The organism is Flavobacterium sp. B114r (assembly GCF_056824125.1).
Window position 1 is genome coordinate 4,172,416 of record NZ_CP124858.1, and the last position, 18,585, is coordinate 4,191,000.

The 18,585-nt window shown below is 34.4% G+C and carries 14 protein-coding genes; 4 read left to right on the forward strand and 10 right to left on the reverse strand.

The genetic code is table 11. From position 1 onward, the window contains the following. Positions 1-6 precede the first annotated feature (6 nt). The 7 genes from QLQ94_RS17725 to QLQ94_RS17755 form a co-directional block, all read right to left on the reverse strand. Complete coding sequence (locus QLQ94_RS17725; protein ID WP_271338706.1) at positions 7-924, reverse strand: PorP/SprF family type IX secretion system membrane protein; 918 nt, start codon at positions 922-924, stop codon at positions 7-9. A gap of 113 nt (positions 925-1,037) precedes the next feature. Then, the gene (locus QLQ94_RS17730) at positions 1,038-2,294 is read right to left on the reverse strand and encodes a T9SS type B sorting domain-containing protein (protein ID WP_271338705.1); all 1,257 of its coding nucleotides are present in this window, start codon (positions 2,292-2,294) and stop codon (positions 1,038-1,040) included. A 65-nt stretch (positions 2,295-2,359) separates the two neighbouring features. Further along, on the reverse strand, positions 2,360-3,178 hold the full coding sequence (locus QLQ94_RS17735; protein ID WP_482497992.1) for a hypothetical protein: 819 nt from the start codon (positions 3,176-3,178) through the stop codon (positions 2,360-2,362). Continuing rightward, on the reverse strand, positions 3,175-3,957 hold the full coding sequence (locus QLQ94_RS17740; RefSeq protein ID WP_271338703.1) for a hypothetical protein: 783 nt from the start codon (positions 3,955-3,957) through the stop codon (positions 3,175-3,177). Before QLQ94_RS17740 ends, QLQ94_RS17735 begins: the two co-directional genes overlap by 4 nt. Continuing rightward, positions 3,957-4,811, reverse strand: a complete 855-nt coding sequence (locus QLQ94_RS17745) for a hypothetical protein (RefSeq protein ID WP_271338702.1) — start codon at positions 4,809-4,811, stop codon at positions 3,957-3,959. The genes QLQ94_RS17740 and QLQ94_RS17745 overlap by 1 nt, the downstream gene beginning before the upstream one ends. Positions 4,812-4,869: 58 nt before the next feature. Next, positions 4,870-8,751, reverse strand: coding sequence for a hypothetical protein (locus QLQ94_RS17750; RefSeq protein WP_482497994.1), 3,882 nt, complete (start codon positions 8,749-8,751; stop codon positions 4,870-4,872). A gap of 626 nt (positions 8,752-9,377) precedes the next feature. Beyond that, positions 9,378-9,785: a hypothetical protein gene (locus QLQ94_RS17755; RefSeq protein ID WP_271334287.1), complete on the reverse strand. Its 408-nt coding sequence runs from the start codon at positions 9,783-9,785 to the stop codon at positions 9,378-9,380. Positions 9,786-10,732: 947 nt separating this feature from the next. Here QLQ94_RS17755 and QLQ94_RS17760 point away from each other — a divergent pair. After that, a complete protein-coding gene (locus QLQ94_RS17760) occupies positions 10,733-11,989 on the forward strand; it encodes an OmpA family protein (RefSeq protein ID WP_482497996.1) in 1,257 nt (418 codons plus the stop codon). A gap of 148 nt (positions 11,990-12,137) precedes the next feature. Here the strand turns inward: QLQ94_RS17760 and QLQ94_RS17765 are convergent, their stop codons facing one another. Further along, positions 12,138-12,596 (reverse strand): RNA methyltransferase, encoded by a 459-nt coding sequence (locus QLQ94_RS17765; RefSeq protein WP_271334289.1) that lies wholly within the window; start codon positions 12,594-12,596, stop codon positions 12,138-12,140. Between the two features lie 348 nt (positions 12,597-12,944). Here QLQ94_RS17765 and QLQ94_RS17770 point away from each other — a divergent pair, with 348 nt between their 5' ends. Together QLQ94_RS17770 and QLQ94_RS17775 are read left to right on the forward strand one after the other, a co-directional pair. After that, entirely contained in the window at positions 12,945-13,460 is a 516-nt protein-coding gene (locus QLQ94_RS17770; RefSeq protein WP_271334285.1) for a DUF3592 domain-containing protein, read from the forward strand. Positions 13,461-13,559: 99 nt separating this feature from the next. Continuing rightward, positions 13,560-13,919 carry a hypothetical protein gene (locus QLQ94_RS17775; protein WP_271334283.1) on the forward strand — a complete coding sequence of 120 codons (360 nt, stop codon included), beginning with the start codon at positions 13,560-13,562 and terminating at the stop codon, positions 13,917-13,919. A 108-nt stretch (positions 13,920-14,027) separates the two neighbouring features. Here QLQ94_RS17775 and QLQ94_RS17780 read toward each other — a convergent pair whose 3' ends face one another. Beyond that, on the reverse strand, positions 14,028-14,219 hold the full coding sequence (locus QLQ94_RS17780) for a cold-shock protein (RefSeq protein ID WP_072958530.1): 192 nt from the start codon (positions 14,217-14,219) through the stop codon (positions 14,028-14,030). Between the two features lie 314 nt (positions 14,220-14,533). On the opposite strand from QLQ94_RS17780, the gene QLQ94_RS17785 reads away from it, so the two are divergent. Next, entirely contained in the window at positions 14,534-16,708 is a 2,175-nt protein-coding gene (locus tag QLQ94_RS17785) for a TonB-dependent receptor (RefSeq protein WP_427401558.1), read from the forward strand. A 446-nt stretch (positions 16,709-17,154) separates the two neighbouring features. On the opposite strand, the gene QLQ94_RS17790 is transcribed toward QLQ94_RS17785, so the two are convergent. After that, positions 17,155-18,579 (reverse strand): SusD/RagB family nutrient-binding outer membrane lipoprotein, encoded by a 1,425-nt coding sequence (locus tag QLQ94_RS17790; RefSeq protein WP_271334281.1) that lies wholly within the window; start codon positions 18,577-18,579, stop codon positions 17,155-17,157. Positions 18,580-18,585: the final 6 nt, after the last annotated feature.

An 18,585-nucleotide genomic window follows, 5' to 3' on the forward strand; every position in this document is an offset into this window, starting at 1 on the left:
AATATTTTAGAAGAAACGAGGAGTTGTTATTTTTCCGTTATTTTTAAAGAATTCATATCGGAGAAATATCTCATGTGATCCTGAATTGTAATTATTTAAATGTGTTGTTTCACGATCATACGCATATCCCAGATATAGTCCGTCACTTATTTGAAATCCAACCAAGGCGCTCAATGAAGCACTCCATCTGTAAGCAGCACCAATTACGAATTTATCGTTGAACATAAAATTTGCCGAAACATCTACTTGTAATGGAGCTCCTTCTACCATTTTTGCCAGTAGGGCCGGTTTGAATTTTACATACTGATATTTATCTAAGTCGAATACATAACCTGCTATTAAATAGTAATTGATTTTATCTTTATAAATGGCTACATCATTATCATTATAACGATTTGTTTCAATGAAGTTTGGTACTGATAAACCTAGATAAGCTTTGTTAGAATGCCAATAAACCCCTGCTCCTACATTTGGAGAAAACTTACTATTTAAGTCCTGAAATTGTGGATCACCCTGATCGGCCGGATTTAACTTACTGATATCTAAATTGAATAAATTGGCTGTACCTTTTATACCAAACGAAAGTTTAAAATCTGCTGATGTCTGTATGGTATAAGAAAGATCTGCTGATAAAGTATTTTCATTCGTGGGCCCAATTTTATCATTGATTAACGAAACACCTACTCCAAGATTACTATTATTGATTGGCGAGTTGACTGAAAAACTACTTGTTTCCGGAGCGCCATCGAGCCCAACCCATTGTGTACGATATAAACCAAAAACACTTAACGCACCGCGAGATCCCGCATAAGCCGGATTAATATTTATTGTATTGTACATGTATTGCGAAAACTGAGCGTCTTGTTGTGCGGTACATAGAAACCCTGTTAACATAATAATTATTGTCAAAAAATTTATTCTCATGTTTTTATTTTTAATAATTTACCATTATCCAGTAGTAACATTATTAGGAATGCTTTTGTGAAATTTTGGTTTTTTATAATTATTTATTGAAATTTCCAGTCTTTCAAAACAAATTAATCTCTGCTTAAATACAGATATCCTGCTTTTTTTATCGTTTGTGATTTAGTGCCTGAATATTTGATGTTTAAAATATAGAAATATGTTCCTGTTGGTAAAAGCCGATCTCCTGATATGGTTACTCTGCCTTCAGAAAAACCTTTGAAAACATTTCCGTTAGAGTCATAATTATTGGTTTCAAAAACTTTTACTCCCCAACGATTATAAATTTCTACTGTATTATCTGTAGAACATTCTGATAAGCCATCAATTTTGAAATAGTCATTTTTGTTGTCTCCATTTGGTGATACTGCATTATGAACTATCAAAGTACTGCATGCCAAAATGATACCTCCATCAACTCTGGCAGTTGTAAACACATTATAACCTGAAACATTGATAGGCGTAGTAACTGTTTTTTTATCACTATCTACAATTCCGCCCTCATCGATCCACAGTTTTTTTGATGCATCCCAGCGAACAATGTGTATTTCGCTTTGCGGAGAAACTAAAATATCTGCTGGTGTAGTTGATGTTTCATCCCAACTCAAAGTCAGCATAACATCAGAATTTCCTGCTGTTTTATCTAAAGTCCAATATTCCTGATTGTTTATAATCTGTATTCCCTCTGCCTTATCATTGTGTGGATAAAGCACATTTGAGTTTTCATAAAAATATTTAGCGGTAAAACTGCTTAAGATTTCCTGCGGTGCCGAAATACCTGCAAATCGATATTTATTCTTATCTCCTATTGGATAAATAAATGCATCCTTTCCGTTTTTTTGTACTTTACCGTCTACAAAACTGTTATCACTGACATTTGTAGCTTCGGCTCCTTTTTCAAAAACTAATAATCCTCCATAATTGTCATCATCGACTATTCCTTTTTGAAAATCTGCTTTTCCGAAAATATTAACTTCATTGGATAAATAAAATGCTGGCTGTACATTACTATTTTTAAACTCGGCATTATACCATTCAATAGGAGCGCTACCTGAAATTTCCTGAGATCCTGACAGGCCTCTCATTCTGGTAATCCCTTTGGTTGAACCTGTAGAAAAAGTAACAAGACCATCATTATTATAATGACTGTAAACAAAAAAATCTCCGTCATTAAATAAATTACCACTGCTCTTATTATCGACGGCTCCAACGGAAGACATAATTGTACCTTCCGTTATATATAAATCGCCGGTATTGATCGTCTGCGCTGTTAACCCTAGGCTAAGCAACGATAAAAGAGTTAAAAAAATATTTTGTTTTTTTGATTTCATAGTCTACTATTATTAGGTAAAACTTATAAATTACATTGAGCTCAAATGGCCAGTAATTAATATAACTATTCAAACATCTTATAAAAATTAACAACTAAACCGGACTGATTTGTTCTTGTTGCAGCATTTGTTGTTGCTCCGGCACCATGTCTCAATAATACTTTTACTGTTTGTTGACTAGCTAATTGAAACACAAAAGAATATCGGTATCCTTGTACACTATTTGCACCATAAGTAGAAACACTTGATACTGTTTTTAAATCCGTTAACATTGTTAAACTCGATACAGTAGAACTTCCGGTAACAATAGCCGCCTCTAATACAAACAAATGCGATTGATTAACTAAAAAGTCACTATTTGGAGCATCAGGAGCTAAACAATCAAAAGACAGATCTACTTTATAAGTTCCAGCCGGTAATGTAATATCAGTACCTGTTGGGTTTGCGCTTCCAAGAGTATTGATATACTGTGTTTCATTGGCAGTACTAAAACTGACGAAGTTATTCGTTGTTCCTGCCGGTATCAATTCTTTAGACAAATCTCCTGAACCGCTCGTGTAGGTCCCTGAAATTTTTAAATTTAAAATTTGATCCATCTCGCTATTTACAATCATCCTGTTCCATTTTTCTCCATCCCAATAATAATATCCCCGGGCAAAAGTTCCTCCCAGATTAAAAATTAAGGAACCTTTCTGTGGAGCAGCAACTGCAATAGCATTATCTGTTAAACTCGTTAATGTATATTGTGGAGTCACTATACCTCGATCTGTGGCCGTAACATCCAAAGCCGCTGACGCATCTGGCGTTCTTGTATTAATTCCTGTTTGAGCAAATGCACCAAAACTAAATAAGCCAAATACTAAAATTATAACTGTTCTGATCATGGTAATGATTTTTCGATATTTATAAATGCATTATCTATACTTATAGTTCCTGTATATGTTCCGCCATTTCTTCTTGCCAATTGAAATTGAAAAGAGTCCGATGTGGTCAATTCAAAAGAAAAAACAAATGTTACTGCATGCTTTTTAGTTCCTGATGTATTTGAAATTTCATTTAATTGAATTTCCGGACCAAGCATTTTACTTCCGTTCCATAATCTGCCTGAATAAAAGTGAGCTTGTGTTTTAATAGTGGTACCAATACCGTTTGTTGTGGTTTCGTTTGTAGAGATATTAAAACTAACATTTGCTACATATTTACCTGGTTGTAATGTTATTGTACTGTTTTCATCATCTGAAATACCAATTCCTGAATTATTAAAAAATTTTGTAAATCCAGTAACATTAGAATAGGCTGTAGATATTGTTTTTACTTCTGAAGGTGTTTTAGTAAAAATAGCATTTACTACAGAATTTTCTCTGGTTGCCATCAGGTTCCAAACACCATTATCGAATATATAATAACCCGGTAATTGTGTTGTTCCAATATTATATACAATTAACCCGGCAGCAGGAGATGTTATTGGATTGACTTTATCAGTCAAAGTACTTAAAACAACTCTTGGTGGTAAAAATGCTCTCTTAGCTGTATTGTTTGATAGGTCTAAAACCGCTGAAGCATGACCTGTCTGGGCATTAACAACTGCTGCTCCTTGTGCAAAATTCAGCTCAGGAATTGCAAATATGATCAATACTATTAATATTTTTATAGTTGCTTTCATTATTTCAGTTTTGTTAATTTATAATAAGAACCACTAGGAATAATGTAAACCAAATCATTGTGTGATGATCCCGACCTTCTGCCCAGTGCTACTGTTAGACTAGAAACTGGATTAGTCACATTATCTGGTAGTGTGAAAGTAGTATTGAAGGTTACTCTATGATTTTGATTGGCCTGAGACAATACTGCTCTTTCTACTCTTGCACTATTTGTTACAGTACCAGTAGCGTCTATACTAGTCTTAATATCTGTATAATAACCCATATTATAATAGTTCGACCCGGTTAAAACTGATCCTCTTCCTGAATCTGGCACAGGTGCTGTAATTAAAAAAGAAATTTCAATCATATAAACACCAGATCCTAAATTGACTGTAAGCCCGTTTGTTGAGTTGTTTACAACATCAAGATTGGGCATATAACCTGAGCTTTGAATAACTAAAGTGTTACCATTACTATTGTTAATTAATGTGCTCGCTCCTGGATTCAAATTATCTAATGCTGCAAAATTTGAACCTGCCATACCAATCACTGCTGTTTTTGGTGTTTCCTTAAAAAACAAATGAGAGTTCCAGTTTCCTGCACCTGAGTTAGCTAAAGCATCCCAATGAAATAATGTTTTTTTTGTTACTGTATTTGTATTATAAATTAATAAACCATCTTTTGGAGCAACTGCTACCGGAGTTTTTACTGTTATATCAGCTATACTTAAACGAGGGATTAACAAACCTTTATTACTGGAAGATATTTCCATGTTTGCAGAAGCATCCGGATTTCTTGTATTTACTCCAGTTTGAGCATTTGATTTAAATGCAGCAATAAGAAATACTAAAGAAATGGTAATTATTTTTTTCATGATAATCATTTTGTAAATGAGAATTATAGGAGGAATACCTCCCATAATTCATTTTTATTTATTTCTCAAGCAACAACTTTTCTAACATTTCTAAACGATCAGTGATCAGTTTTGAAGCTTTTTTAAGATCTTCTATTTCTGCTTGCTGTTGATCTATCTTGTCTTTTTGCTCAATAGTATGCAAGTATAATTCTTCTATTTTCTCTAAACTTTGTATGGATAGTTTTGTCATATCAAACGTATAACCGTTCTCTGCTTTCCTTAATTCGTCTATTGAAGCAACCCCTGGTAAATGGTGGTTTACTTTAATGAATTCTTTTACATAACTTAATGATCTGAATTCATATTCAGGATTGATTACTGACTGGCCTATAAAGTACTTTTCGAAAACATAATCGGCATAAACACTATTAGCTGTCCAGATCTTGCCTGTCGTAGAAATATCGCCTGCTACATGGAATTTAGGAGTAATAGTTGCTGTTCCTACTGTAAAAGAAGGAATTACGCTTACACCAATGGCTACTGATCCTGTTTGATAAATATTTTGAGCATTAGTTGACGCTTTTATTACGCCTCCTTGTACTTGCCAAGGTTCTAAAGTTGTAATATCTAAACCTGCTGTTGATTCTACACCATTAACTGTTGAAAAAAGATTATTACCACTTAGACGTAAAGTATTACTATTAATAATATTAGCTGTTGGGCTTAAACTATTAACGGTACTGGTAAGTATGTTACCGACTGAACTTAATGAATGTACAATGGTTTGAGGTGTAGAGGCTCCCGTATCGCCTTTTGGACCTTGTAATCCTACGGCACCAGTATCACCTTTTGCTCCTTGCGAACCTGTAGTTCCTGTTAATCCAATTGGTCCCTGAACTCCGTCTTTTCCAATTGGCCCTTGTGGACCTACCGATCCGGTATCTCCTTTTGCTCCTTGCGAACCTGTATTTCCTGTTAAACCAATTGGTCCCTGAACTCCGTCTTTTCCAATTGGACCTTGTGGACCTACCGATCCGGTATCTCCTTTTGCTCCCTGCGCACCTGTATTTCCTGTTAATCCCTGAAGTCCATCTTTTCCAATTGGCCCTTGTGGACCTGCAGCACCAGTATCACCTTTTGCTCCTTGCGAACCTGTATTTCCTGTTAAACCAATTGGTCCCTGAACTCCGTCCTTTCCAATTGGCCCTTGTGGACCTACCGATCCAGTATCTCCTTTTGCTCCTTGCGAACCTGTATTTCCTGTTAAACCAATTGGTCCCTGAACTCCATCTTTTCCAATTAGACCTTGTGGACCTGCAGCACCGGTATCACCTTTTGCTCCTTGCGAACCTGTATTTCCTGTTAAACCAATTGGTCCCTGAACTCCGTCCTTTCCAATTGTCCCTTGTGGACCTACCGATCCAGTATCTCCTTTTGCTCCTTGCGAACCTGTATTTCCTGTTAAACCAATTGGTCCCTGAACTCCATCTTTTCCATCATCTCCTTTTGGTCCTTTAATATTTCCTGTTGTTACCCAAGTATCACCTTGTTTTACATAAACATCTCCTGTACTATTATCTACATAAGTGTCTCCGTCTTTTCCTGGGGTTGTAGTGCCGGGTGCGCCGATACCTCCGGTAATTGATTTTCCATCAGCACCATCTTTTCCATCATCTCCTTTTGGTCCTTTGATATTTCCTGTTGTTACCCAGGTATCTCCTTGTTTTACATAAACATATCCTGTACTATTATCTACATAAGTGTCTCCGTCTTTTCCTGGGGTTGTTGCGCCGGGTGCTCCTGTACCTCCGGTAATTGATTTTCCATCTTTTCCATCATCTCCTTTTGGTCCTTTAATATTTCCTGTAGTAACCCAAGTATCACCTTGTTTCACATAAACATCTCCTGTACTATTATCTACATAAGTATCTCCATCTTTTCCTGGGGTTGTTGCTCCGGGTGCGCCGGTACCGCCGGTAATTGATTTTCCATCTTTTCCATCATCTCCTTTTGGTCCTTTGATATTTCCTGTAGTTACCCAGGTATCTCCCTGTTTCACATAAACATCTCCTGTACTATTATCTACATAAGTATCTCCATCTTTTCCTGGGGTTGTTGCTCCGGGTGCGCCGGTACCTCCGGTAATTGATTTTCCATCAGCACCATTTTTTCCATCATCTCCTTTTGGTCCTTTTATATTTCCTGTAGTTACCCAGGTATCACCTTGTTTTACATAAACATCTCCTGTACTATTATCTACATAAGTATCTCCATCTTTTCCTGGGGTTGTTGCGCCTGGTGCTCCAGTACCGCCGGTAATTGATTTTCCATCAGCACCATCTTTTCCATCATCTCCTTTTGGTCCTTTAATATTTCCTGTAGTTACCCAGGTATCTCCCTGTTTCACATAAACATCTCCTGTACTATTGTCTACATAAGTATCTCCATCTTTTCCTGGAGTTGTTGCGCCGGGTGCTCCGGTACCGCCGGTAATTGATTTTCCATCAATTCCATCATCTCCTTTTGGTCCTTTGATATTTCCTGTAGTTACCCAGGTATCTCCCTGTTTCACATAAACATCTCCTGTACTATTATCTACATAAGTATCTCCATCTTTTCCTGGGGTTGTTGCTCCGGGTGCGCCGGTACCGCCGGTAATTGATTTTCCATCAGCACCATCTTTTCCATCATCTCCTTTTGCTCCTTTGATATTTCCTGTAGTTACCCAGGTATCACCTTGTTTTACATAAACATCTCCTGTACTATTATCTACATAAGTATCTCCATCTTTTCCTGGGGTTGTTGCGCCTGGTGCTCCGGTACCGCCGGTAATTGATTTTCCATCAGCACCATCTTTTCCATCATCTCCTTTTGGTCCTTTGATATTTCCTGTAGTTACCCAGGTATCTCCCTGTTTCACATAAACATCTCCTGTACTATTATCTACATAAGTATCTCCATCTTTTCCTGGGGTTGTTGCGCCTGGTGCTCCGGTACCGCCGGTAATTGATTTTCCATCAGCACCATCTTTTCCATCATCTCCTTTTGGTCCTTTGATATTTCCTGTAGTTACCCAGGTATCACCTTGTTTTACATAAACATCTCCTGTACTATTGTCTACATAAGTATCTCCATCTTTTCCTGGAGTTGTTGCGCCGGGTGCTCCGGTACCTCCGGTAATTGATTTTCCATCAGCACCATCTTTTCCATCATCTCCTTTTGCTCCTTTGATATTTCCTGTAGTTACCCAGGTATCTCCCTGTTTCACATAAACATCTCCTGTACTATTATCTACATAAGTGTCTCCGTCTTTTCCTGGGGTAGTTCCGCCGGGTGCTCCGGCACCTCCGGTAATTGATTTTCCATCAACTCCATCTTTTCCATCATCTCCTTTTGCTCCTTTGATATTTCCTGTTGTTACCCAGGTATCGCCTTGTTTTACATAAACATCTCCTGTACTATTATCTACATAAGTGTCTCCGTCTTTTCCTGGGGTAGTTGCGCCGGGTGCTCCGGTACCTCCGGTAATTGATTTTCCGTCAATTCCCGGAATGCCTTGAAGTCCTCGCAAACCTGCAGCCAGATTAATTATTACTGATGTGCCACTCTCATTTGTATAAGTAACAGTTCCATTATTATTATCTACTAACGTTGTTATAGTTTCCGTTCCAGCAGTCCCTATACGGTACCACTTATCGACATACCAGTAATAATATCCTGGTGTAATATCTTTAATTGTTTGTGTATTAAAAACTAGAAGACTATTTACATTTCCCTCAACAATAGTTACTTTATCTATTGTACTTGTTAATGCAACTCTTGGTATAAGTATACCTTTATTCGAAGCCACAACATCAAGCTGGCTTGATGCATTAGGCAATTGAGTTCCAATACCTACCTGTGCATGACCCAAAAAACCAAATCCCGTTAAAAGGAATAATAAGTAATAATTTTTCATAAAAAAAGTTTTAAAAAAATAATAATTTTAATAAGAATTAAATCCAATGGAAAAACTTAGAAAAAGATCAATCCTCATTTTTTCAGAACACGGTTAGTTAAGTTTTTTTAGATTTGGGATCTGTAAAAAAAATATTTTTGCTGCTACAATTAATCAGTCAGCAAATCTAACATCCTTAAAATCATAAATATGTAGAATAAAAAACCATGTTATGTAGAACTTTTTCTACAAAACAAGTCAGCTGAAAAACATTTGTTTTAATAGTTGAAAAAAGTGCGATAATGAAAATAGCTTCAAAAAAAAGAAATGGTATTGTGCTTTACAATCTTTTAATTTTTAGAAATAAGATTGTAAAAGCATAACATTATTAAGTAAGTCTTTAGAAAATTTAAGGAAATCAATTTGAGCAAAAACAAATAGAAGTGTATAATCAAGAATTTAAAACGTCTTGTACCTATCCATTTTTTCAAATTATTACATTTAATAAATAAAACAAATAAATTTTTGCCTCGTGTTTTGCTCCATATTCCATTGAAGTTTTAGAAGATTTGTTGTTTTGTAAAAAATGAAGATTAAAATACCTGCAATAACAGTCACGATGTGTAAACGATCAATAATAAAAGCTTTTAATTATCAGAAGCAAATGGTATTTGAACATCGAGTATTCTTTCATTAAAATAAAAACCCAGTTGGTTCAATATTTCTGATCTGATTTTTGAAGTATCCAATAAAAATAAATTTTCTAAATCCATCAAAAAATCTAATACTCTTTTATTGAAAGAACAGACTACCAGAGGAATTTCACTTCTGTATATCTTAAAAAAATCAAATAAATCTTCTTCTGCATAGATTACTAACACTATCACTGAATAAGTATCTAATTCTTCTTTAAGATCTCTAAAATTTTTACATACATCAAAAACCAATACATCCTGAAATTTAGATTTTAAGTATTTCGAAAAGCATTTTTGATTTCCATATATAAGTACTTTCTTTTTCATCATCTCTGTAGTATAATTTACAATGAACTTCATTTTTAAAATTTAATCAGGTTAAAAAAAAGGATTAAGCACACCTTTATACTTAGAAAACAAAATCTTTGGATGTATTAAAAAAGGGAAAACTTTATAGCACTTATTACTTTAACTAAATTCAACTTAATGATAATCCCAATACTAATCATTTCACTTTCTATTGTATTATTCTGCCAAGACTTTTAAATTCTTAAACAATATTTTATTGGTCAGGCGGCTTAATTTAACTGTTTTGTGTAAAGTTTAAAATCACAAACAAAAGCCGCCTGCAACAACAAAAGAAAATTCTAAAAATTAGAAATTCAGAAATAATAATAACATGTAGAGTACAAAAATTATTCGCTATTTGTAAAACATAAAGCTCTTTCTGATTCTGAAAACAAAAGTACTGCCATTAAAATCAAAGCTTTATAGAATAATGCTCAGCCTCATGTAGAATTTTTTCTACAATGAGCATTTTATCTCTTTCTAACTGTGTTCTAAAAAAAAAAGAAATTCCCTAAATGATGGAAACAATCTAAAAAATGAATCAGAAAAATCCGGAAATAAAATTAGTTGGACATTACATAACCAATATTTATCTCATCAAAACTTTTTCGTTTTTACACGACCAATTATTAGTTATACAAGTGATAGATTTTTTTTAATTCTTTCAAGAAAATTAGTTTGTTTACAGTGGTATCAATTACCCATAAATACAAAAAACTTTCTTTTTATAATAGAAATTTAATTTATTGCAAAAAGCAATGGTTTTAAGAACAAACAAACAACTAATTAAAAATCAACTACATAAATTAAAAATCACATAAAAAATCTCTTTTATTAGCCTCTTAAAAGACAACTTTAAAACAATAATTACAGCGTAAATTGCCCTAATTTTTTACTGCTCATTTTTTTTATCAAAAATTGCCTTCTAGTTTTGCGCAAAAATTTAAACAATAATAAAAATGAAAAATTTAATACTTACTTTCGCTTTTGCCAGTGCAATAACAACGTTAAGTGCTCAAAACAAAACTGAAAAAAGTTCAAAAACTGATTTTAACAAATTTTCTATTGAATTTGCGGGAGGAGTTAACAAACCACAAAGACCAATGTCTTCCGGTTATTTTACATCAACACCAAGTCCTTATGTTCTTGATTTGGGAGTTAGGTACATGTTTAACAATAAGTTTGGTTTAAAAGCTGACTTTGGTTACAATAGCTTTACCGGAAAAAATAATTCTATAGATTTTGATACTAAATATTACAGAGCAGACATTCAGGCTGTGGCTAACTTAGCAAGGATTATGAATTTTGAAACCTGGACCAATACTATCGGTTTATTAGGTCATGCCGGTTTTGGTTTAGCGCAACTGGAAGATCAAAATTCGTCAATAAAAGACAGAATGGGTAATTTTATGGCTGGTGTAACGGGACAAATTAAATTATCTAACAGTATCGTTTTGACGGGAGATTTCACAACTATTCTGAATACTAATCAAAATCAGGCTTTCGATGCTGCCAGCGCAGCTAATACAAGAGGTTTCTCAGGAATTCTTTTTAATGGAACGGTAGGTTTAACTGTTTACTTAGGTAAGAACGAAAAACATGCTGACTGGGTTATTGATAACGGAGGAGAAATCGATGACTTGAAAAAAAGAATTACTGATATTGAAACTTCAATGTTAGATACTGATAAAGATGGTGTTCCTGATTATTTAGATGAAGAACCAAATACTATTTCGGGTGTTATGGTGAACACAAAAGGAAAATCAATTGACTTAAATAACAATAACGTTCCTGATGAATTAGAAAATTATTTATTAAAAACTTACGGAAGTACTACTGATAAATCACCTGTTTTAAGTAACAATGAATTGATTAAAAACCTAATTAATGGTGGTTACGTGTGTACTTATTTTGATTTTAGTAAATCTACTCCAACAAATGTTTCGACAGAAGGGATCGACTTTATCTTAAATTATCTAAGAAACAATCCTTCGGCGTCAGTTGATATTATTGGTCACGCTGATGAAATAGGTAAATCTGCATACAACGATAAATTATCAACTGCAAGAGCGAATAGTGTGAAAAATGTGTTGGTAAAAGCAAACATTAATCCTTCAAGGTTAAATGTTATTGCAGCTGGCGAAGACACTTCTGTAGACAAAGACTCAGACGCTGCTAGAAAACTAGTTAGAAAAGTAAGTTTTAGAGTTAAATAATACATACTCTTATAATTCAACGAGTGTATTAAAGCATGAATTAGTTTTTAGTTAGAATACAAATTAAGCCCTGTGAACCTTTTGGTTTTACAGGGTTTTGTCATTATAAGATCAGGACATGACAGTCAAGTAATTAACTTCTTTAACTTTAAGAACGTGGTTTGGGTAAGTTTCTGTCGTACATAATAATACTTCCTGCCACTGCAACGTTTAAGCTTTTCTCTGATTTGAATTTTATTAAATTATGGCATTTATCCATTACTTTTCTGGACAAACCATGGTCTTCTGCTCCTAATAAATAGACACAACGTCGCGGATGTTCAAAGGTTTCTAAATCTGAAGCTTGCTCATCTAATTCAACACCAACTAATCGCGCTCCTTTTGGTAAGTTATCAAAAAAAGCTTCGAAAGTATCATAATGAAAATATGGTATTGCTTTTACTGCATCATGAGTGTCGCAGGCTTGTTTGGCATATCGATTGCCAATAGTAAATATAAAAGTAGCTCCTAAATTCTGAGCTGTTCGCCACAAAACTCCTAAATTTTCAGGCGTCTTACCATTTTGGATTCCTATGCCGAAATATTCATTTATAAAATTATCATTCATAAAGGCAAAAGTACAAACTGTAAGTACATAAGTCAATTTTTTATTGGGATGAAGACTTATTATTGGTGTGTTTTTTTTAGGCATCACGGTACTGATTCCATGTTATTTCCACAGTTTGTTGCAGAATATCTAATGTGCGGATATAAATTAAAGCTCATTAATAATGAAAAATAAAAAATATCTGTTTAGTGAAATGAAATTTTTGTTGAAGAAATCTATTTTATCGTATTTTAGCCTGACCTCGATATCGTTTTTATACATCACAAATTAAAAAACAATTAAAAACGTGAGAGTTAAGTTTATAAAAAATAACAAAGAGCATTACAGTAATTAAATATACAACGAATTATGGAAGCCTATTTCTGGAATATCTTTATGATTTTAATGGGAACGATAGCGATTATCTTTTCTTTTTTGACACATAGAATTCAGTCAAGACTTAAAAGAAACGGACTGCTTGAAGAAGCTAAAATGATTTACTTTTCTACTGAAAAGTCGACTGGTGATTCACCTTCTTTGACAATTCCCGTTTTTACTTTTTCTCATAAAGATCAAAATGGCATTAAAACTTATACTGTAAAAGGTAAAAGCAATTCTTTATGCAAAATTGGAGAAGTGACACCAATATATTACAATCCTGAAAATCCTGAAAAAGAATATTTTTTACCCAAAAAAGACTTTCTGGTAAAGTATCTCATGTTTTTTATAGGAATGTTCTTTGTGTGCTTAGGGGTTCTGTATTTGATGAAAAATTTAAATTATCCTACTGAAAACTATTTTCTTTACCTTATTATTGGTTTATTTTCAGGAACCTTCTTATTATTTAGTATCGGAAAAATAGCTGATGCAATAAATCGAAAGTAAAATTTACTTTCCGTGATCAATAATTCCCTCTATTTTATTAAATTAAAGATTTACTTCACACACTTCTGCCCTATTAAAATATTATATAAAGACTAACAAATGACAATACAAGATCTAACTGGAAGTTATTCTATCACCGGAAGTAATCAGGATGAGAATCCGGAAACAACTTACAAAGGTATTTTGAATTTATCTCTGGATGAAAACAATCGAATTATTGCGCAATGGATTATTAATAATACTCAGCAACAAAAGGGACACGGTTTTTTTAAAGACAATATTTTGGTAATCAATTTTAGCTATAAGGGAGATGATACTAAAACTTATAAAGGAGTTGCCGTTTACCGCTGTATTACTAAAGATGTCCTGGAAGGTTTTTGGTCTGAGAAACATGGAGATCCGCTCTATCTTGGAGCTGAGCATTGTTTAAGAATAACAAGCACTGAAAGACTTAACTAGCTTATATTGTAAAACCGTACAAAAAGGCCAACCAATAATTAAGTAATTTTTTGGCACAAAAAAACACCTGCCATTGGCAGGTGTTCTTTTGTGCTTTTTCTTAGTAGATTAAGCTACTACAACGTTTACTGCATTTGGTCCTTTTTTACCTTCTGCGATGTCATAACGTACTTCGTCATTCTCACGAATATTTTCTGATAAACCTGAAACATGAACGAAAATTTCACTTCCACCATTCTTTGGTGTTATAAATCCAAAACCTTTTTCTTCATTGAAGAATTTTACTGTACCTTCTTGCATCTTAATAATTATTTATTGGTGGTAAATATAGTAAAATTAACAGTACAACTCTGAAAAATAAGTACTTATATCGAAAATTTATATAAGAACTTCTAAATCAGACAACTTTCCCTGTTTCTAATTTGTATTTGACCTTATAGATATCCGTAATTTTAACCTGCTCATATTATGCTTCATATTCTTTAGTTGTATTGAATATCAATATATTTCGTGTCAATAAAATCTCCGATAATAAAAAACACTGCAATATTACCCTTGTTATTTTTATTACATTTAATATATTTGTATTTATCTTAATTAAGTCTAAATAAGCGATGTTAAAATTTTCTATCCTACTATTGGTGTTCTTCTCAATAAGTTCACTTTCTGCACAACAAATTACCAAAACAAATACGAATAAAGAAAAAAACAAAAACACTAAAATTCAGGACAGTATCTTGCCTGATAAATCATCAGCAGATAATGAATTGCAGGAAATTGTGGTCTCTGCATCAAGGCAGGCAGAAAGCTTAAATGAAGTTCCTTCTTCTGTCACTATAGTATCAAAAAAACAACTACAGCAACAATTAAGTATTAGCTCTAACCTTAGTGATATCTTAGGTGCATCAGTTCCTGGTTTGGGTTTTAGCACGAACAGAACTCAAAATTTGGGTCAGACTTTACGCGGTCGCCGTGTATTAGTTATGATTGATGGTATCCCGCAATCTACGCCTTTGAGAGATGGGGCTAAAGACATGCGCTCTCTTGATCCTACTGTCTTAGATCGTGTAGAGGTTATCAAGGGTGCAACTGCTATTTACGGAAATGGTGCCGATGGTGGTCTTATCAATTACATCACTAAACGAGCAAATCAGGACAAGGCAATTAGCGGATCAACAGAAGCCGGGACAGCATTTTCTCTCATTAAACCTAAAGGAACGGCTGGTTTTTTTGTATCTCAATTATTGAGCGGTAAAATAAACAAGATCGATTATGTTGTGAGTGGACGTTATGAAGAGACGGGACTTTATCGTGATGCAAAAGGCCGTGTACTTTCTCCGGAATACGGAATGAATGATCTTCGAAACTGGAATGCTTTTGCTAAAATTGGCTATGACATAAATCAAAATAATCGGTTAGAATTAATGTATAATTATTTCGAAAGCACGCAACATACGGATTACATTGCTAAGGCTGGAGTTTATGGCAATTTTGATTCGCCAACTATCGGTATAAGAGGACAGCGCCCAGGAGAGCCGGAAGGAACTCCTTATAATCATAACGCAAGTTTAAGTTATATAGGAAAGAATTTCATTGGAAATACGGATGTGAATGCTACGCTGTATTTTCAAGATTATCTTACTTTAATTAATTATAGTGACTTTTTTGAAAATAATGGGCAGCCTGCTACACAAAGCAAAAAGCTGGGTTTTCGTTTGAATTTTAGTACTCCTTACGAATTCAGTCCTTTGTTATCCGGCGATCTGATTTACGGATTGGATATTCTTTCTGATATAACAGATACGCATCTTACTGATGGAAGATCAGTAATTCCTGAAATGAAAATGAACAATTTGGCACCGTATTTTCAGCTTAAAAATATGTTTGGTCCAAATTTAGTTTTAAAAACGGGTTTAAGGCTTGAAAATGTCAACATCGATGTGCCTGATTATACCACTATTGGTATTCGCAATTATGTAAACGGAACTTATGTGGGTGGCGGAATTGCTGTTAATGGCGGAGCATTAGATTTTAATGCACTAATGTTTAATGCCGGATTACGTTATACAAAATGGAATTTATTTAAACCTTTTGTCAGTTTTTCACAGAGTTTCAGTGTTGCTGATTTAGGTTTGGTTCTGCGTGCTGCAAAAGAAAACACAGTAAGTAATACTTCGATAAAAGCGGTTACGGCAAATAATTATGAATTTGGTTTTTCAGGATCTTTCGATAAACTTTCTTATGAAGGTGCCGTTTATTACAGCACTTCAAAATTAGGCGCTTCTTATGTATATGTTGATGGTAATCCACAAATTTCAAGATCTCCCGAAAAAATTTATGGCTTTGAAGTGTCGGCAAAATATCGTCTTCATCCAAAAATTGATATTGGAGCTAATTATTCTTTTACAGAAGGAAAACGTGAAGTTGCTGATAAAAAAGTATACTTAGGAGGTGATCGTATCAATCCGCCTAAAATAGTAGCTTATACCGTTTTTAGACCTCTTGAGGCTTGGTCAATATTTTTGCAAATGATCAATACTTCTGGTAGAGATCGATTTGAATCTATCAATGGTGCTTATACTTATGGTACAGGACCTATCAAATCTTTCACGGCTTTCAACCTTTCTTCCAGCTATACATTTAGAGAAAAAAGTACTGTTCGTTTTGGTATAGAGAATTTATTTAACAAGGATTATTATAGCGTTATTTCTCAATGGCAATCTAATAATATGAATTATGTAAAAGAAAATGGGACCCGTTTAACAATCAGCTTTGTGCAGGCATTTTAGCCTTTTCGAATTAAGTTAAGCTTTTTTTAAGGACAATTATAGCTAAAAGATTTCGCGCGAAGTCGTAGAGTCGCAAAGAAAATGAATGTAAACGTGGCGGCTTTGCACCTTTTTCCAGATCATTCGGCAAAGTCCCGAAGCTTCGGGATAGAAAGCGTACTAGAGGCTCGGCAAAGATTGGTTATTTTCTATGTGCAATAGCTAGCGCGATTTCTCCCCTTCTGAAAATGAAAAACTTATATGTTTTTTTGAGCCATTCCTGGAGATTTATTCGTCATAGCATTCGTTTTTATACACTTCATAACATTCTCCGAGGAACCACATATGATTAACCCGGCAGCTTGAATTGATCAAAACAAACCTACACTTATAGAAATAAAAAAAGCTAAATCTTTCGATTTAGCTTTTTTGTTTTATAAAGATAAGTATCCTTTTAGGAGTCTGATTTATTTTACATCAAACCATAGTTTTGTCGTAAGCAAGTCTTTTCCTTGTTCAGATACTGCGGCACGGTAACTAGTTCCGTTCAACGATTGTTCTGTACCCGGGTAAAAGAAACGAGAAGGAATCTGTCCATTCAAGACAGTAGACGGACCGGCAGTCAATACAGGATAATCAAGTCTTCTCCACTCTACAAAAGCATCCAGACCTTGTCCAAAAAATGCGATCCATTTTTGTGTACCTATAGATTTGGCATAATTGGTTGCATCATACTTCACAGATGTCTGATTAAGATATTTCGTAATAGCTGTCGCATCTGTAATCCCAAATTGATTGAATGATGCCGTAATTGCACTTTTGTAAAGCTGCTCAGCATCTCCGGCAATAAAACCACGAGCTACTGCTTCAGAAAGATTGAATAACGTTTCTGAATAAGAAACAATTACAGCTGGAGATGTGGAAGTCAAAAAGTATGTTCCCGGTTTTGATGTTTTAGCAAAACCCTGACTGTTGGCATCACTGTTTGATAATCCATTAGCACCACCTAAATATTTACCTACCGTTGCATCCGTTGGTAATTGAGCATAAACTGGCAAACGCGGATCAGCTAACTCGTTTAGCTTATCAACCAAAGTTTTTGAAATACGGAAATCATCACGAGTTTCAAACCAGGCCGAAGCTGGATTTTGCTGAGGCGAACTGATGTAAGTAAACTTAAAGGTATCGCTGTTGCTGCTCAATACTCCTGCAGCATCAGTTGTTGCATCAATTGCAGCTTGTTTTGCTAAAGCAGGTTCTTTATCAGAAATTCTCAAAGCAATACGCAAACGAAGCGAGTTTACAAGTTTTTTCCATTTTGAGATGTCGCCTTTATAAGCTAAATCACCTGTAACGGTACCATTTGTTGCACTCAACAAAGACTGAGCTTGTTTTAAATCTTCCAATAATCCGATATATACTTCTTTTTGAGTATTATATGCCGGCGTTACTTTTAGACCTGCTTCTTTATAAGGAATGCTTCCGTAAGCATCTGTTAATAATAAGAAAGTCCATGAACGAAGAGTTAATGCAATCCCTTTATAATTTGAATTTGCCTGCTGATCTGAAAATTTCAAAATCGTGTTCAAATCCGTGATTAAAGTTGCATATCCTGTATTCCATAAAGTAGTGAATGAAGTATTAGATACATCATATCTGTCCGGTTCAGTATATTGAATTTTAGCCCAGTGCTGAACAAATAACAAAGATGAATTAAAGTTATTATCTGATCCCCAATAGATATCAGCTCCTTGTTTTAATGATCCTGTTAACAAATAAGGTGCTAAAGGCGTTTCGGTAGCATTTGGATTTTTATTAATTTCATCCAGACTGTCGCTGCAAGAGACCAGTGATACTGCAAACAGCGTTATATAAGCTAGTTTTTTTAGCATGATTTC